Source organism: Mesorhizobium sp. M1006 (assembly GCF_040318825.1).
In the GTDB taxonomy this organism is placed as follows: domain Bacteria; phylum Pseudomonadota; class Alphaproteobacteria; order Rhizobiales; family Rhizobiaceae; genus Mesorhizobium.
This window is the reverse complement of the sequence record NZ_JAMYMZ010000004.1, coordinates 82,668-96,682: the sequence shown is the minus strand read 5'-3', so window position 1 is coordinate 96,682 and position 14,015 is coordinate 82,668. Positions and strand designations below refer to the sequence as shown.

Genomic DNA, 14,015 nt, shown 5'->3' with positions numbered 1-14,015 from the left:
GCCCTTTCCAGCATGGATCAGTTGAAACCGCCAGCCGCGGGCGCGAATTCCGCCCGCGGCCTCACCGCCAAGCAAAGGGAGCGCTGCGCCGCATGGCTGTTCGTCCTGCCCGATGCGGTTGGCCTGCTGGTGTTCGTCGGCGTGCCGATGCTGCTGTCGCTCGCCGTCGGGTTCTTCGAGGTCAACGGCTTCGGCGGCTACAGGTTCGTCGGGTTCGGCAATTACAGGCGCATGTGGGGCGACCCGCTGTTCTGGTCGTCCGTGAAGGTGACGGTAGCCTATGCCGTCATGCTGGTGCCGGCGCTCTACGCCGCCGGACTGGGACTGGCGCTTCTGGTGCAGAAGACCAACCGCTTCAACGCGGTCATGCGCTCGATGTTCTTTGCGCCGCAGATGGTCAGCCTGGTCGTGGTGGCGCTCGTGTGGCAGCTCATGCTGGTCGAAAAGGTCGGCATCGTCAGCCGGCTGGCGCCGCTCGTCGGCCTCGGCGGAATTTCGCTGCTCGGCGATCCAAATCTGGCGCTGTTCACGCTGGTGCTGGTCAGCGTCTGGTTCCTGATGGGTTTCTACATGCTGATCTTCCTCGGCGGGCTCCAGGACATCCCGGCAGAGTACTACGAAGCCGCAAAGATCGACGGTGCCGGGCCGGTGACAAGCTTCTGGTACATTACTTTGCCCCTGCTCAAGCCGACCAGCTTCTTCGTCCTCCTGGTCTCGCTCGTCGCGGCTGTCGCCGGCGGCCAGGTCTTCGACCTGATCTATGTGATGACCAAAGGCGGTCCGGTCAATTCGACCTCGGTGCTGATCATCTACATCTACAAGCAGGCATTCCAGTTCGGCGCGTTCGGCTATGCATCGGCAATGGCATCGCTGCTGGTGCTGGCGCTGATGCTGGTCACGGTCTTCTTCTTCGTGCTGACGCGCGGCGGACGTTTCGAGCATGACTGACGGCCGAACTCATTCCGGCCGTTCGCAGATACGAGCGGCGAGGCTTGCCTGGATGCTGGCGACCGCAGCGCTTGGCCTGATGACGGTGTTCCCGCTTGTCTGGATGCTGGTCATCTCGCTCAAGCCGGCGAGCGACGTCTTCACGCCGAGCCTCATTCCGGAACGGCCGACGCTCGGCAATTTCCTCTATGTGCTGACCGAGGTGCCGTTCCTGCGCTATCTCTTCAATTCGTTCTTTGTGTCGGCCACAGTAACCGTCGCTGCGCTGTTCTTCCATTCGATGGCCGGCTATTCGCTCGCACGGCTGCGTTTTCCGGGCCGCGACACGCTGTTCCTCGCCATGTTCTCGACCTTTCTGGTGTCGCTGCCGGTAATCATCGTGCCGCTGTTCATCCTGACGCGGATGCTGCACATGCTGGACAGCTATGCCGGGCTGATCATTCCGGCGATCTTCAACGCGTTCGGCATCTTTCTGCTCAGGCAATACTACCTGTCGCTGCCCAGGGAACTGGAAGAAGCGGCGATCATGGATGGTGCCGGCTACTGGCGCATCTATTGGAGCATCATCCTGCCGCTCAGCCGGCCGATCCTGTCGGCACTGGCGATCCTGTTCTTCCTCGCCAACTGGAACGCTTTCCTGTGGCCGTTGACGATCACATCGGACCTCAACCTCTGGGTGGTGCAGGTAGCCATTGCGAACTTCAAGAGCCAGTACGCCGCCGCCTGGAATTATGTCATGGCCGCCTCGACCATCGTCGCCGTGCCGATGCTGGTCCTCTTCGTGATCTTCCAGCGCCAGATCATGGAATCCATCAAGACAAGCGGCCTGAAATAACCGCTGAAGCAAGAGGAGAAACACATGGATAATGCCGGCCTGTCGCCGCTTCGCGGGCTCGCCAAATTGCGCGACGCCAAAACCCGCCGGTTCTCAAGCTACGACCGCACCGGCGGCAATGACGACCGGCTGCACATTGAACCCGGCCAGACGGTGGTGATTGCCGAGCATGACGGTGCCGGCATCGTCACGCATATCTGGGCGACGCTCGCCTGCGAGAGCGAGGCGTTCCTGCGCAAGATCGTATTGCGCGCCTATTGGGATGGTGAGGCACATCCGAGCATCGAAACGCCGATCGGCGATTTCTTCGGCATGGGCCATGCCCGCACCCGCAATTTTGCCAGCCTGCCGGTGCAGGCAAGTCCAGAGGATGGCAAGGCCTTCAACTGCTACTTTCCGATGCCGTTTGCCAGCCACATGCGCTTCACCGTCACCAATGAGGCTGAGGACGACCTGCTTTTCTATTACTATGTCGATCTCGAACTGCATGAGGAACTCGAGGAAGGCCTGGGCCGCTTCCACGTCCAATACAGGCAGCAGCGACCTGACGGCATAGACGAGACGGGGCTGGCCAACGAGCAGGTCCTGTTTGGCGGGGAAAACACCGACGGGAACGGCAACTACACCATCCTGGAGGCGGAAGGTCATGGCCACTATGTCGGCGTACTCTATTCCGTCTATTCGCGGCGGCGTTCCGCACTATGGGACTGGTATGGCGAGGGCGACGACATGATCTTCGTCGATGGCGAGCCGGGCATTTCCGTGCCGGATACAGTGCGCAAGCCCGATCCGCGCATCGGACCGAAGGCCGAACTGATCGACGATCGCGGCGAGACCGGCCCCGGCGCCAACGATGCCTGGCCGCCGACGCTGCACGGCACCGGCACGGAAGATTATTTCAATACGGCATGGTGCCCGACACAGGACTACAGCGCGCCCTATCACGGCATCATCGCCGCCGGCGGGCCGAACTGGACCGAGCCGGTTACGCTCTATCGCTGGCACATAGAGGACCCGGTCATCTTCCACAAACGCATCCGGGTGACCATCGAGCACGGTCACGCCAATCGCCGCTCGGACGACATTTCGTCGGTCGCCTTCTGGTATCAGGCCGAACCGCACAAACCGTTCGAAGCGCTTGTCGATGTCGAGGACCGCATCCCCACCTATCGCGCGCCTTATCACAATTGGAATGCCGCCTTCGACGAGAAGAGGCGTTAGGCCGGGATGCGTTCGAATTGAACCGTGCATCCCGCGCTATCTGTGTCGGGGCACGACCCTGCCGCAGCGTGCCGTCTCAGCTGCGAGGTGGAAGTTGCTGGACAGACCAGGTGTTGCCGTCGGGATCCTCAAAGAAGACAAATCTGCCCCAGGGAAAATCCTTGATATCGCTGACCTCGATACCTTGAGCGGCCAGGTACCGGTGAGCCTCATCGATATCGGGCACGACGAGTTGCAGGCCCCTTATGGATCCCGGGGGGCTGTCGACGAGGCCCTTGCCCATGGCAATCGAACAGGCCGAACCGGGCGGCGTCAATTGCACGAAACGTATCTCGTCGCTTACGGTGTGGTCGTGATCGAGATGAAAGCCGACCTTCCCAACATAAAAGGCAATTGCTCTATCGACGTCCGATACGGGGACCGGGACCAGCTCCAGCTTCCAATCCATGACAGCCCTTTCGCAGCTTGATCGCCAAGTGGTGCCGAACACCGTGGGCGCCATCCCGCCATCTTCCCAATGCCATTGTCGGCGCGGGCCGCTCAGTCAGTCAAGAGATACCCGGGCTCGGGCAACGTGAGGACTGGTCTCATTGCTGAGACGGCGTTCGGAACCGATGAGCACAAGCTCAGTTAGGCGGAGGACAACCACCTTTCGGATCAGCAAGGCCGACTTTAATGATCGGAACGCAGGCGCCGAATACAACTGTGGGAAGGTTGAACGGGCGTCGTTGACGCGCGAAGGGATTGCTTGGAAGCGACGCTCGCCGAAGCTGGCGAGATCGTCGGACGGCGAAGCCGAAGCGCAATTATGCCGTGAATGCCTACGATTCGGCCTGCCTTCTCCTTGCCGCGATCAAAGACGCCAGCACTGTATCCAAGGGGACATCCGAGCCGGCGCGACGTTCTGGCGGCGGTGCACAATATCCGTTTCAAGGGAATCGCTTATCGCGAGCCCGTTCGGTGGGATGAAAAGGGTGACAATCTGGCCGCTGTGACTGCACTCAACGGGGTGGAAAACGGCCGCTTCCGACAGACCGCCGAAATCCAGCAGATGCAGAGTGTCGAGCAGACCTGACGCCGACAGGCTCTCCGACCGAACCGGTTTCCGCCGCTTTGCCAGGACGATTTTCACAGGACCACGAAACAATAATCTCCGGTCGCCGTTTCGCCCGCAGAACCTTTCGAGGAGGCGACGATGAGCGCAACCGGCTTGGACGTTTTCGACAAAACGCTGCAAATAACAAACATCTGGCTTGACGAGATCATGGCGGATCTTGGTCCGGATCGACACGTCGCCTGGCATACATTGGGCGCCGTTCTGCGAACCCTTCGCGACAGGCTGCAGATCGGACTGGCGGCCAAATTGGGAGCGGAACTGCCGCTGCTCGTGCGCGGCGCCTACTATGATCGCTATCGGCCCGCCGACATGCCCGACAAGACACGCTCGCTCGAGAAATTCCTGCAACACATCGCCGATGAATTGAAATCGACCCGTCCTGTCGATCCCGAGGATGCGGCACGCTCTGTGCTGCGTGTGCTTGCACGGCATATCGACCTTGGCCAGTCGGCAAAGGTGCGGGATGCGCTGCCAAAGGAAATCCAGGTCCTCTGGCCTGAAAGCGTGGGCGTCAAATAGCGGCGATCCTGCTCATGCGGACGCGCGACGGACCAACTGCCACGAAACGCTGAAAAGGGTAGGTATTGCGCCCGGTGTTGCCGAGATCAATGAGATCAGATGATCGGCAAGATGGTCGTAGTGGGCAGTTTCGGGGCCGATTGTCGTCAATGCCGGATGACTGAATTCGCCCTCGTCGATATTGCCGCAGCCGATGACTGCAATGTCGCCGGGCACGGAGAGGCCGGCCTCCTCGAATGCGTGCAGGGCGGTCACGGCGGCAAGATCGGATTCGACGAAAAGCGCGGTCGGCCGATCCTTGCGGGCGGCCAGCGCCGTAGCATTGGCAAATGCAGCCTTGCGCGCCTCTGCACCGCCGATCACCAGGTCGTCTCGCAGCGGAAGGCCGCGTGCTTGCAGGAAGCTGCGATAGGCGGCGAGACGGCTCCCGTCCACCGCTTGCTCATGCACCATATAGGCGATGCAGCGATGGCCAGCTCGGTAGAGGTAGTCGAGTGCCTCGAAGACGGCCCTGCCGGTATGCTGGCGCACAACCGAAAAGCCTGCCGGCTCGATGGTCGGATGGAAGATCACCGCTGGCCGGCCCGCGGCCGCCAGGCGCGCGGCCAAGAGCATCACCTCGGGCTCGGAGAGATGCTGCCAGTCGGCGATAATGCCGTCTGCCAGCCCGCTCTCGATTTCCCTCACGATCCGGTCGGTTCGCTCCAAGGTGTCTCCCGCGGTGATAATTGTCGAAAATCCCCTCAGCGCCGCTGCAGATTGGATATCCTGCGCGATCCGGTCGCTGAACGGCACGCCGAGACGAGGCAGTACAAGGCAGATTCGCTCGGCCTGCTGGCGGCGCAGCTGCCGCGCGGTGCGGTTTTGCACGTAGTTGAGCTCAGCGACGGCCTCGAGGATGCGCTGCCGCGCCTCCTTGCCGACGAACTTCAGGCGCGTGCTGTCGCCGCTGAGCAGGTACGACACGGCAGCGGTCGATACATTGGCGCGCCGGGCGACATCGGCCATGGTCGGCGCCTTTCTGCGATCGGAACTTCTCTCGTGCATTGTTGGATCCGCTACGCGACGTGACATGATCAACTGTCGCTCAGCCGGATTTCATTCCAGCTTCCATGCCCGGCGGCAAGGATCTCGGGCCTTGCCTCGCCGGCCTCCTCCATCAGGGCAACGATGCGGCCTCGCAGCCATGCACGCGTCTCTGCGTGATCGGGCGAAGCTATGAGATTGGTTAGTTCGTTTGGATCGGCATCGAGGTCGTAGAGCCTCGCCTCGACATAGAAATCGCTGCCGGAATCCCGCCAGCCGTCTTTTCCCGGCGCCTCGACCTCATATTTCCACCGTCTGGTGCGCAACGCGCGGCCGACATGGTGCTCGCTGATTTGAATGAATATCTCGTCGCGCGGCGGCCGTTCGCCCTGCAGTGCGTCGAGCAGCGAGACGCCCTGCATTGAATTGGGCACTTTCAGGCCGGCCGCGGCGAGCAGGGTCGGCGCGAGATCGACGAGGCTGACCAGGCCTTCATATGTGCCGATGCGCTGGAAGCCGGGGCCGTGGAATAGCGTCGGCACGCGGATCGACGCCTCATGACAGGAACGCTTGTATTCGTTGTTGCGAGTCTTGAAGTGACATCCGTGGTCGGAGGTGAAGAGGATGATCGTGTCGTCAAGCCGGCCAAGGCTGTAGAGCGCCTCGATCAGCCGTCCAAACGCCTCGTCGAGGCGTGCGACCATGCCCAGATAGCCGGGGAAATGTTCCGCTGTCGTGCCGCCAAGTGCGGCGAGATCGCCGGGAATGGCGAGCTTCTTGCGGATCCTGTCCTCGTATCCGAGCGGGGCAGGGTAGTTGTCCGTCTGGTTCTGGTGATGCGGCTCGAGGAAGGACAGGAATAGAAAGAACGGCTCGTCTTCCCTCGATGCGACATAGCGGATTGCAGCGTCGGTTAGGGCATCGACGCGGTATCCCGGCAGCTTCACCGCCTTGCCGTCATTGTCGTGGACGACGGTGTCGAAGGGGCCGGAAGTGAACTCCAGGATGTTGGAGGCCAGCCAGTAGCGATAGCCGCCGCGTTGTTCCTGGGTGACCGGCTCGGCGGAGCCCAGGTGCCACTTGCCGATGTAGGCGGTGTCATAACCTGCCGCGGTGAAATGATGCGCGAGCGTGCGCTCGCTCTTCGGCAGTGGGATGTCGTTGCGGTAGCAGCCGGTGATGGTCGGGTACCGCCCCGTCTGGAATACGGAGCGGGCGGGTCCGCAAACGGGCTGGCAGGTAAACGAATTCGCCACGAACGTGCCGGTCCCGGCGAGGCGGTCGAAATTTGGCGTAAGCTCGAGCGGATTGCCATGGACGCCAACGGTGTCCCAACGCTGCTGGTCGGTGAAGAAGACGATTACGTTCGGTCGGCGGGACGTCATAGGGTGCAATGGCTCCGAATGGTCATTTCATGCCTGCCAGCATCACGCTGCGGACGAAGTAGCGCTGCGTGAAGAGGAACAGCAGCAGGCTCGGGATGAAGAGAATGATCCCGCCCGTCGCCGTCAGGTTCCACTGGGTGAAGAATTCCTGGTTGAAAAGCGTCAGTCCCGTCGTGATCGGCCGCATTTCGGTGGTGTTGACGGCGACCAGCGGCCAGAGGAATTCGTTCCACTGGAACACGAAGGTGAGGAGGGCCAGCGTCGCCAGTGCCGGACGGACCTGCGGCAGCACGATGCGCCAGTAAAGGCCGAGTTCCGAGCAGCCGTCCATCCGTGCAGCGTCAAGCAACTCGTCGGGAATTGGACGGATGAACTGCCGCATCAGGAAGATTCCGTAGGCGCTCATGGCGAATGGAAGGATAAGGCCCTGATAGGTGTTGAGCCATCCCATCCGCGCGGTGAGCACATAGAGCGGGATCATGCGGATGAAGAATGGGATCATCAGCGTCGACAGCACCGCGACAAACATGACGCGCTTACCGGCGAATTCCATCTTGGCGAAGACGTAGCCGATCAACGGATCGAAGATCAGATGGAGGAAGGTAATCCCGCCGGCGATGATGAAGCTGTTGAGCGTGAAACGCGCGAACGGCGCCTTCTGCCAGATGTCGATGTAATTCGTGAATTGCCACGTCTCGGGGATCAGAATCGGAATGCCGCTGAAGACGTCGGCATCGCTCTGCAGCGACAGCGAAAGCATGTAGAGGAACGGAAAGATCGACAGCGCCACGCAGAAGAGCAGCAGTAGGTAGGACGGGAGCGTTTTTGCCAATGTCATGCCAACCTCAATAGGTGGTTTCGCGGTTGAGCAGGCGGAACTGAACGAAGGTGATGGCCAGGATCAGCAGGAACATCAGGAAAGACAGCGCCGAGGCGTAGCCGATGTTGAGCTCGAAGAAGGCTGCCTCGAACACGTGCAGGCTGAAGAACCGCGTCGCGTCGGCCGGTCCGCCCTTGGTTATCAGGTAGGCCGGCGCCAGCTCCTGCAGTTGGCTGATCGTGCTGACGACCGCGATGAACAGCGTGGTCGGCGTCAACAACGGCCAGGTCAGATAGCGGAATTGCTGCGTCGGCGTGGCGCCGTCGATGGATGCGGCATCATAGAAGTCGGACGGGATCGACTGCAACGCGGAGAGGTAGATCAGCATGGCATAGCCGACATCCTTCCAGACCGTGATGGCGATGAGGGTCGGCAGCGCGGTCGAGGTGTCGCCGAGCCAATTCTGGGTCGGCAGCCCAAGCTCGGCAAGGAAGCTGTTCAAGATGCCAGTGTAGGGATCGAGAATTGCCTGCCACATCAACGCGACGATCACGAAGGAGGTGATGTAGGGAAAGAAGATGATTGCGCGGATCAGAGTGCGCCCCGGGATCGGCCGGTTGAGCACGACTGCCAGTCCGAGGCCAATGGCGATGCTGGCCGCGGTGACGCCTATCGCGAAGGCCAGCGTCACGAAGAGCGACTGCCGAACGCGCGCGTCGCCGAGCGCAGCAACGTAGTTGTCCAATCCGGCGAATCGGCTCTCGCCGATCAGCGGCTGGCCGCTGTACAGGCTCGCCCAAAACTCTAGTCCGATCGGATAGAAGAAATAGACCGAGAAATAGAGGATTGCTGGCGACAGCAGCAGGTAAGCGAGAAGCGTTTGCCGGGTGCGCCGGCTGAAGCGGCCAGTTCGCCGGGTCGGCATCGCGCCGACGCGAATGTCCGTATCGGCCGTATCGGTGCTGCCGCTGATAAACATCGGCCTAGTTGTTGGCCAGGATGACGTTGGCCTCGGCCGCGAATTTCGGCATGATCTCGGCTGCTGGCTTCTGATTGTAGATGATATCCTCGAGCGCGCTTTGCAGGAGCTTCTCGATTCGCGCGTGCTTGCCGGTGAGGCGCAGCTCGGCGGTGACGTCTTGCGCGTAAGGCAGGCATTTGCTGAAGCTGCCGATGACCGGATCGGCCTGAACCTCGGCGTTGTTGGCCCAGGATTTGCGCGGCATCGTCATGCCCGCTTCCTTGGTAGCCGCCAGTTCCGTGTCGAGCGCGACGAGCCGCTTCAACAACTCCCAGGCCTCTTTCGGGTGCTTGGCGTCCTTAGGGATCATCACGCTGACGCCGCCCGCGAACGTCGCCTGCACCTTGTGCTTGAGTGATGGCGCAACCGCCCAGTTGAGCTTCGGGCTGCCCGAGCGGATCGGCTTCACGTCCCACGGACCGGTTATGATCATGGCGACCCGGTTGGCCGTGAACAGCTTTTGCGGACCCTCATAGTCAGCACCCGCCGCCGGCTTGGTCGCTGCTTTTTCCTTGTGGATCAGGTCGGCGAGGAACTGGATCGCTTCGATCGCCTCAGGACTGTCGAGATTGACCTTGTTTGTCTTGGGATCGTAATAGCTTACGCCGTTCTGCAGCAGCCACGACGAATAATATCCGATGCTCGGGTTGGGAGCGAAGCCGAAGCGGGCGCCGGTCGTCGTCGCCTTGGCAACCTTCAGGAACTCCTCCCAGGTCGCAGGCGGCGCGTCGAAGCCCGCCTGCTTCAGCATATCGACGTTGTAGACGAGGGTGGCGCAGGTGAGGTGGATCTGGATGCCATAGTACTGGCCGCCGAGTTTGTTGCGCTCCACGGAATAGGCTTGCCAGTCGTCGGGATAGCCGATCGCCTTGCCGTCTTGTTCGATGAAGTCGTTCAGCGGCCGCAGCAGATTCCGCTGGCCGAATTCCTGCACCCAGCCGCCGGGTTCGGCGACGAGATCGGGCGGGCTCTTCGCAGCAAAATCCGCCACCAGCTTGGTGCGCATATCCGGCCACTGGAATTTCTCCCACTGCACCGACCATCCGGGATGATCGGCCTCGAACTTTGCTATTGCGTCGGCATAAGCTTGATACGCGTGGCCGGCGTTCCAATAGAGCGTCAGGGTCTCGGCATGGGCTGCACTCGCGGTCGTCAGGGCCACGCCTAAAACCACACCGTGCAGGAACCCGACTGACTTGTAGCGGCGCATCTTGGTCTCCTCCAGGTTTGCCACCGCCTTCCTCACAATGGATGGCGACATATTATTCGATTAATATACCCGCTATACCGCCGTTTTTGTCAAGCTCCGACTGTAATGCAGTGCATAGTTCTGGCCGAACTCGGGCGGAGCTATCTACAGCGCGCGATGCCGAAGTTGCTGGTCTGGACGATCGCGGCCTAACCTGGAAAGATCGTGAAACCGCCATCGACGCGGATTACCTGCCCGTTGATGAAGCGCGCGCGCGGACCGGCGAGGATGGCAACCGCTTCGGCGATCTCTTCAGGCTCCGCATACCGGTTCAGCGATTTCTTGCTCGAATCCATGCGCTGTGGATCGACCACGCGGCTCGCCTGGAACCGTGCGGTCTTGGTGGCGCCGGGGCTCACCGCATTGACGCGTACGCCATCGTCGATCAGTTCCTTGGCGAGGCAGCGCGTATAATGGACGACAGCCGCCTTGAGCGTCGAGTAGACCACCTCGGGCGAGCAGCCGATATGCGCTGCCGCCGAGGCGATGTTGATCACCGAGCCCGAGCCACGCTTGACCATCGGCGGAACGAACGCCTGGCAGACCAGCATCGTGCCGATGAGGTTGTTCTCGGTTAGAACCTTGATGTCTTCGTAGTCGATGTCCAGTGCGTTGTTGGGATTGGGCTTTACGCCCTTGGCGCCGATGTCGCCGCCGGCGCAGTTTACCAAGACGTGCACGTCGCCGAGCTCCGCCTCGATCTTCCTCTTCATTTCCGCGACAGCTTGCTTGTCGCCGATGTTGCCGGTGACCGCGGTGATGCGCGTCCCGTGCTTCTCCAAGCCCCTGGCAGAGTCGCCGAGGTCCGCGAATTCGCCATATTGAGATGGCCGGGCCCAATCGAGGTCGTGGACCGCGACGTTTGCGCCAAGTTCGGCCAAGCGGTCGGCCATCACGCGGCCGAGGCCGCGTCCCGAGCCGGTGACGAAGGCGGTCAGGCCGCTGAGTTCTCGGGCAGTCATGCTGATTTCTCCATTGCAATGAAACCGAATTTCATCATGTTGGCGGCGCTGCGCCGGATCATGTCGAGCTCGTACGAAACGAGCGCACCGTCATCATTGCGCTCCCATGGCGTGCGGTAGTCGGCGTCGTCCGCAAGGCGGTTCAGGCGCGCGGCACTCAGGCAGGCCGCGAATTCGCGGGCGGTCTTCGGCGCATATCCGTTCCACCAGTCGTCGGTGAGACAGCGAACGTGACGAGCCTCCAGCGCGCCGGGCTCAAGCACCGCCGTCAGCGTGTCGTGGTGCCCGCCAAGGATGGCTGCCAGTTCGGCGAAAGGCACGGCGCCGTCGCCGATCGCGCAGCGGACCAGGCGATAGCCCTCATCCGTGAACTGGACGCGATAGTCCTTGAGGTGAACGTGGCGGACATGGGGCGCGATCCGGCGCGTGAAGGCAAGCGGCGCCTCGCCGACAGGAAAGGTGTTGCCGGTGTCGTAGGTGATGCCGACACCCGGCCCGCCAAGTTCGCAGAACGCAGCCAGTTCGTCGCTGCCGAAGTCCTGATGGTTCTCGATGCCGAGCACGCGTCCCTCGGCCGCCGCACGCGGCCCCCATTCCGTCAAGGCAGCGCGAATCGTTGCGTTGAACTCGCTCCATTTCGGACCCCACGCATTGCGGTCGCCGCACAGGACAGGCGTCAGTGCGATACGGATCGTCGTCGCCTCGAGCAGGCGCGCAGCCCGGAAGGCGTTGTCCAGCGGACCTGCCACCAGCAGTCCGCCGCTCACCACCGGGACGATGTCTAGCGCGGCAAGACGCCTGCGCAGGGCGACGATTTCGGCGTCAGTCAAGTCGGTCAACCAGGGTTCGTAGATCTCGAGCGTGCGTGCGCCCAGTTCCTGCGCCAGCGTGATGAAGCCTTCCAGCCCCACGCCGTCCGGATTGTGCCGCGGCGTGCCGCGGCCCTGCAGGCCGAGATAGTAGGTCAGTCCGTAGGGGTTGAGGCCGAGACGAAGCATCAGCTTGGCGATTCCAATGGAGAGCGGAGAGGCGTCACTAGCGCAGACCGGCATCGACGGTTATGGACTGTTTGGTGATCATGCGACTGTCGTCGGCCGCCAGGAAGAGCACGGTGCGTGCAATCTCCTCGCCCAGCAGGACGCGGCGGATCAATTGCCGCTGCACCGTCTGGTCGACTGCCTCCTGCGTCTTGAACCACAGCTCGCGCTGCCGCTCGGTCATGACGGCGCCGGGTTCGATCGCATTGACGCGGATGTTATCCGGTCCGAACGACCGCGCCAACGCACGCGTCAGCGCCACCACGGCCCCCTTGGCGGTGGCATAGGCCACCATCTGGTCCGCTCCGAACCGCCAGGCAATGGAGGAGAAGTTTATGATCGAGCCGAAGCCGAGTTCCTTCATATGCGGATGCACTGCCTGCGCGGCGAAGAAGTGATGCCTCAGATTGACATCGAAGCTGCGGTCCCAATAGTCGGCCGTTACCGCGTCGATGGGATGGCGCTGATCATTGGCTGCGTTATTCACCAGGACGGCGACCGGACCAAGCCGCGCGCGCACGCCTGCTACCGACGCCTTTAGCGCATCGACGTCGGTCACATCGCAATGGAGATATAACGGAGCCTGCCCGGCGGCACCAGCGAGCTCGCGCACCAACGCCTCCGCTGGTTCGTCCTGCACATCGAGAAAGGCTATCCGGGCGCCGTTCGCCACGAAGGCGCGGACCATATCGGCGCCAATGCCGGAGGCGCCGCCGGAGATCAGCACGACCCGACCGGTCAAGCTCGGATAAGTCGCGAATTGTACGGACATCAAACTACAGAAGCGCCTTGGTTGTTGGATCGAACAGACAGGCGCGCGACATGTCGATGCCGAGCGTTATCGTCTCGCCCATGACGGGAGCGTCATCCGGCTCGAAACGGCCGGTGATCTCCAGGTCACCCAGCCTGAGCACGGCAAGCGTCTCGGCCCCGGTAGGCTCGACCAATTCGACCGGCGCCTGCATGGACGCCACAGCAGGTTTGCGCGACTTCAGATCGGTCGTGAAACGGTAGATGTGTTCCGGCCGGATACCGAGCACGACGTCCTTTGGCGCACCGGCGGGCATCGGCGCGGCAAGGGCGAGGCTGGCGTCGCTGCCGTCAGCGGCGCGTACCGAGATGCTGGTCGAGCCCGTAAGCCGGGCGGGAATGAAATTCATCGCCGGCGATCCCATGAAACCGGCAACGAACATGTTGGTCGGCCGGTCGTAGATCCGTTTCGGCGTGTCGAACTGCTGTACCGAGCCCTGGTTCATCACCGCAATGCGGGATGCAAGCGTCATCGCCTCGACCTGATCGTGGGTGACATACACCGTGGTCTTGCCGACGCGATGGTGAAGCTTCTTGATTTCGGTACGCATGTCGACGCGCAGCTTGGCGTCGAGGTTGGACAAGGGCTCGTCGAACAGAAACAGCTTCGGGTCGCGCACGAGGGCACGCCCCATCGCAACGCGCTGCCGCTGGCCTCCCGAGAGCTGGCCGGGCTTGCGTTTAAGCAGTTGTTCGATCTGCAGGAGTGCGGCAACCCGCTGGACAGCTTCCGCCTGCGCTGCTTTTGGCACGCCGCGGCTCTCCATGCCGAAGGTGATGTTCTGGCGCACCGTCATGGTGGGATAGAGGGCGTATGACTGGAACACCATCGCAATATCGCGGTCCTTGGGTTGCACCGAGTTCACCAGCCGGTCGCCGATCCATATCTCGCCCGACGTGACGGTTTCCAGTCCGGCGATCATGGCGAGCAAGGTTGACTTGCCGCAACCCGACGGGCCGACAAGGGCGACGAATTCTCCGGTCTTAGCCTCGAGATCGATGCCGGCAAGAATCTCGAGCGAGCCGTAGCTCTTGTGAAGGTTGCGGATCATCAACGCGGACATG

The 14,015-nt window shown here is 61.9% G+C and carries 14 protein-coding genes; 4 read left to right on the top strand and 10 right to left on the bottom strand.

Annotated features, from left to right (window positions below; genetic code table 11):
- Window positions 1–12 precede the first annotated feature (12 nt).
- The 3 genes from NKH60_RS05160 to NKH60_RS05150 are packed head-to-tail and all read left to right on the top strand — an operon-like array spanning window position 13 to window position 3,004.
- Window positions 13–948: a carbohydrate ABC transporter permease gene (locus NKH60_RS05160; RefSeq protein ID WP_352871384.1), complete on the top strand. Its 936-nt coding sequence runs from the start codon at window positions 13–15 to the stop codon at window positions 946–948.
- A complete protein-coding gene (locus NKH60_RS05155; RefSeq protein ID WP_352833848.1) occupies window positions 941–1,783 on the top strand; it encodes a carbohydrate ABC transporter permease in 843 nt (280 codons plus the stop codon). The genes NKH60_RS05160 and NKH60_RS05155 overlap by 8 nt, the downstream gene beginning before the upstream one ends.
- Window positions 1,784–1,807: 24 nt before the next feature.
- Window positions 1,808–3,004 carry a glycoside hydrolase family 172 protein gene (locus NKH60_RS05150; protein WP_352871382.1) on the top strand — a complete coding sequence of 399 codons (1,197 nt, stop codon included), beginning with the start codon at window positions 1,808–1,810 and terminating at the stop codon, window positions 3,002–3,004.
- 76 nt (window positions 3,005–3,080) lie between these two features.
- Here NKH60_RS05150 and NKH60_RS05145 read toward each other — a convergent pair whose 3' ends face one another.
- Window positions 3,081–3,506, bottom strand: coding sequence for a VOC family protein (locus tag NKH60_RS05145; RefSeq protein ID WP_352469607.1), 426 nt, complete (start codon window positions 3,504–3,506; stop codon window positions 3,081–3,083).
- Window positions 3,507–4,199: 693 nt separating this feature from the next.
- On the opposite strand from NKH60_RS05145, the gene NKH60_RS05140 reads away from it, so the two are divergent.
- Window positions 4,200–4,640, top strand: a complete 441-nt coding sequence (locus NKH60_RS05140) for a DUF2267 domain-containing protein (RefSeq protein ID WP_352448133.1) — start codon at window positions 4,200–4,202, stop codon at window positions 4,638–4,640.
- A gap of 12 nt (window positions 4,641–4,652) precedes the next feature.
- On the opposite strand, the gene NKH60_RS05135 is transcribed toward NKH60_RS05140, so the two are convergent.
- The 9 genes from NKH60_RS05135 to NKH60_RS05095 form a co-directional block, all read right to left on the bottom strand.
- Complete coding sequence (locus tag NKH60_RS05135; protein ID WP_352833853.1) at window positions 4,653–5,648, bottom strand: LacI family DNA-binding transcriptional regulator; 996 nt, start codon at window positions 5,646–5,648, stop codon at window positions 4,653–4,655.
- 68 nt (window positions 5,649–5,716) lie between these two features.
- Complete coding sequence (locus NKH60_RS05130) at window positions 5,717–7,051, bottom strand: sulfatase family protein (RefSeq protein ID WP_352833856.1); 1,335 nt, start codon at window positions 7,049–7,051, stop codon at window positions 5,717–5,719.
- 22 nt (window positions 7,052–7,073) lie between these two features.
- Window positions 7,074–7,889, bottom strand: a complete 816-nt coding sequence (locus tag NKH60_RS05125) for a carbohydrate ABC transporter permease (RefSeq protein WP_352539303.1) — start codon at window positions 7,887–7,889, stop codon at window positions 7,074–7,076.
- A 7-nt stretch (window positions 7,890–7,896) separates the two neighbouring features.
- Window positions 7,897–8,850, bottom strand: a complete 954-nt coding sequence (locus NKH60_RS05120) for a carbohydrate ABC transporter permease (protein ID WP_352833859.1) — start codon at window positions 8,848–8,850, stop codon at window positions 7,897–7,899.
- Between the two features lie 4 nt (window positions 8,851–8,854).
- Complete coding sequence (locus tag NKH60_RS05115) at window positions 8,855–10,102, bottom strand: ABC transporter substrate-binding protein (protein WP_352833862.1); 1,248 nt, start codon at window positions 10,100–10,102, stop codon at window positions 8,855–8,857.
- A gap of 188 nt (window positions 10,103–10,290) precedes the next feature.
- Window positions 10,291–11,103 (bottom strand): SDR family NAD(P)-dependent oxidoreductase, encoded by an 813-nt coding sequence (locus NKH60_RS05110; RefSeq protein ID WP_352818015.1) that lies wholly within the window; start codon window positions 11,101–11,103, stop codon window positions 10,291–10,293.
- A complete protein-coding gene (locus tag NKH60_RS05105; RefSeq protein WP_352871377.1) occupies window positions 11,100–12,101 on the bottom strand; it encodes a sugar phosphate isomerase/epimerase family protein in 1,002 nt (333 codons plus the stop codon). Before NKH60_RS05105 ends, NKH60_RS05110 begins: the two co-directional genes overlap by 4 nt.
- Window positions 12,102–12,138: 37 nt before the next feature.
- On the bottom strand, window positions 12,139–12,912 hold the full coding sequence (locus tag NKH60_RS05100) for an SDR family NAD(P)-dependent oxidoreductase (RefSeq protein WP_352814241.1): 774 nt from the start codon (window positions 12,910–12,912) through the stop codon (window positions 12,139–12,141).
- Between the two features lie 4 nt (window positions 12,913–12,916).
- On the bottom strand, window positions 12,917–14,014 hold the full coding sequence (locus NKH60_RS05095; protein ID WP_023675506.1) for an ABC transporter ATP-binding protein: 1,098 nt from the start codon (window positions 14,012–14,014) through the stop codon (window positions 12,917–12,919).
- Window position 14,015 lies beyond the last annotated feature (1 nt).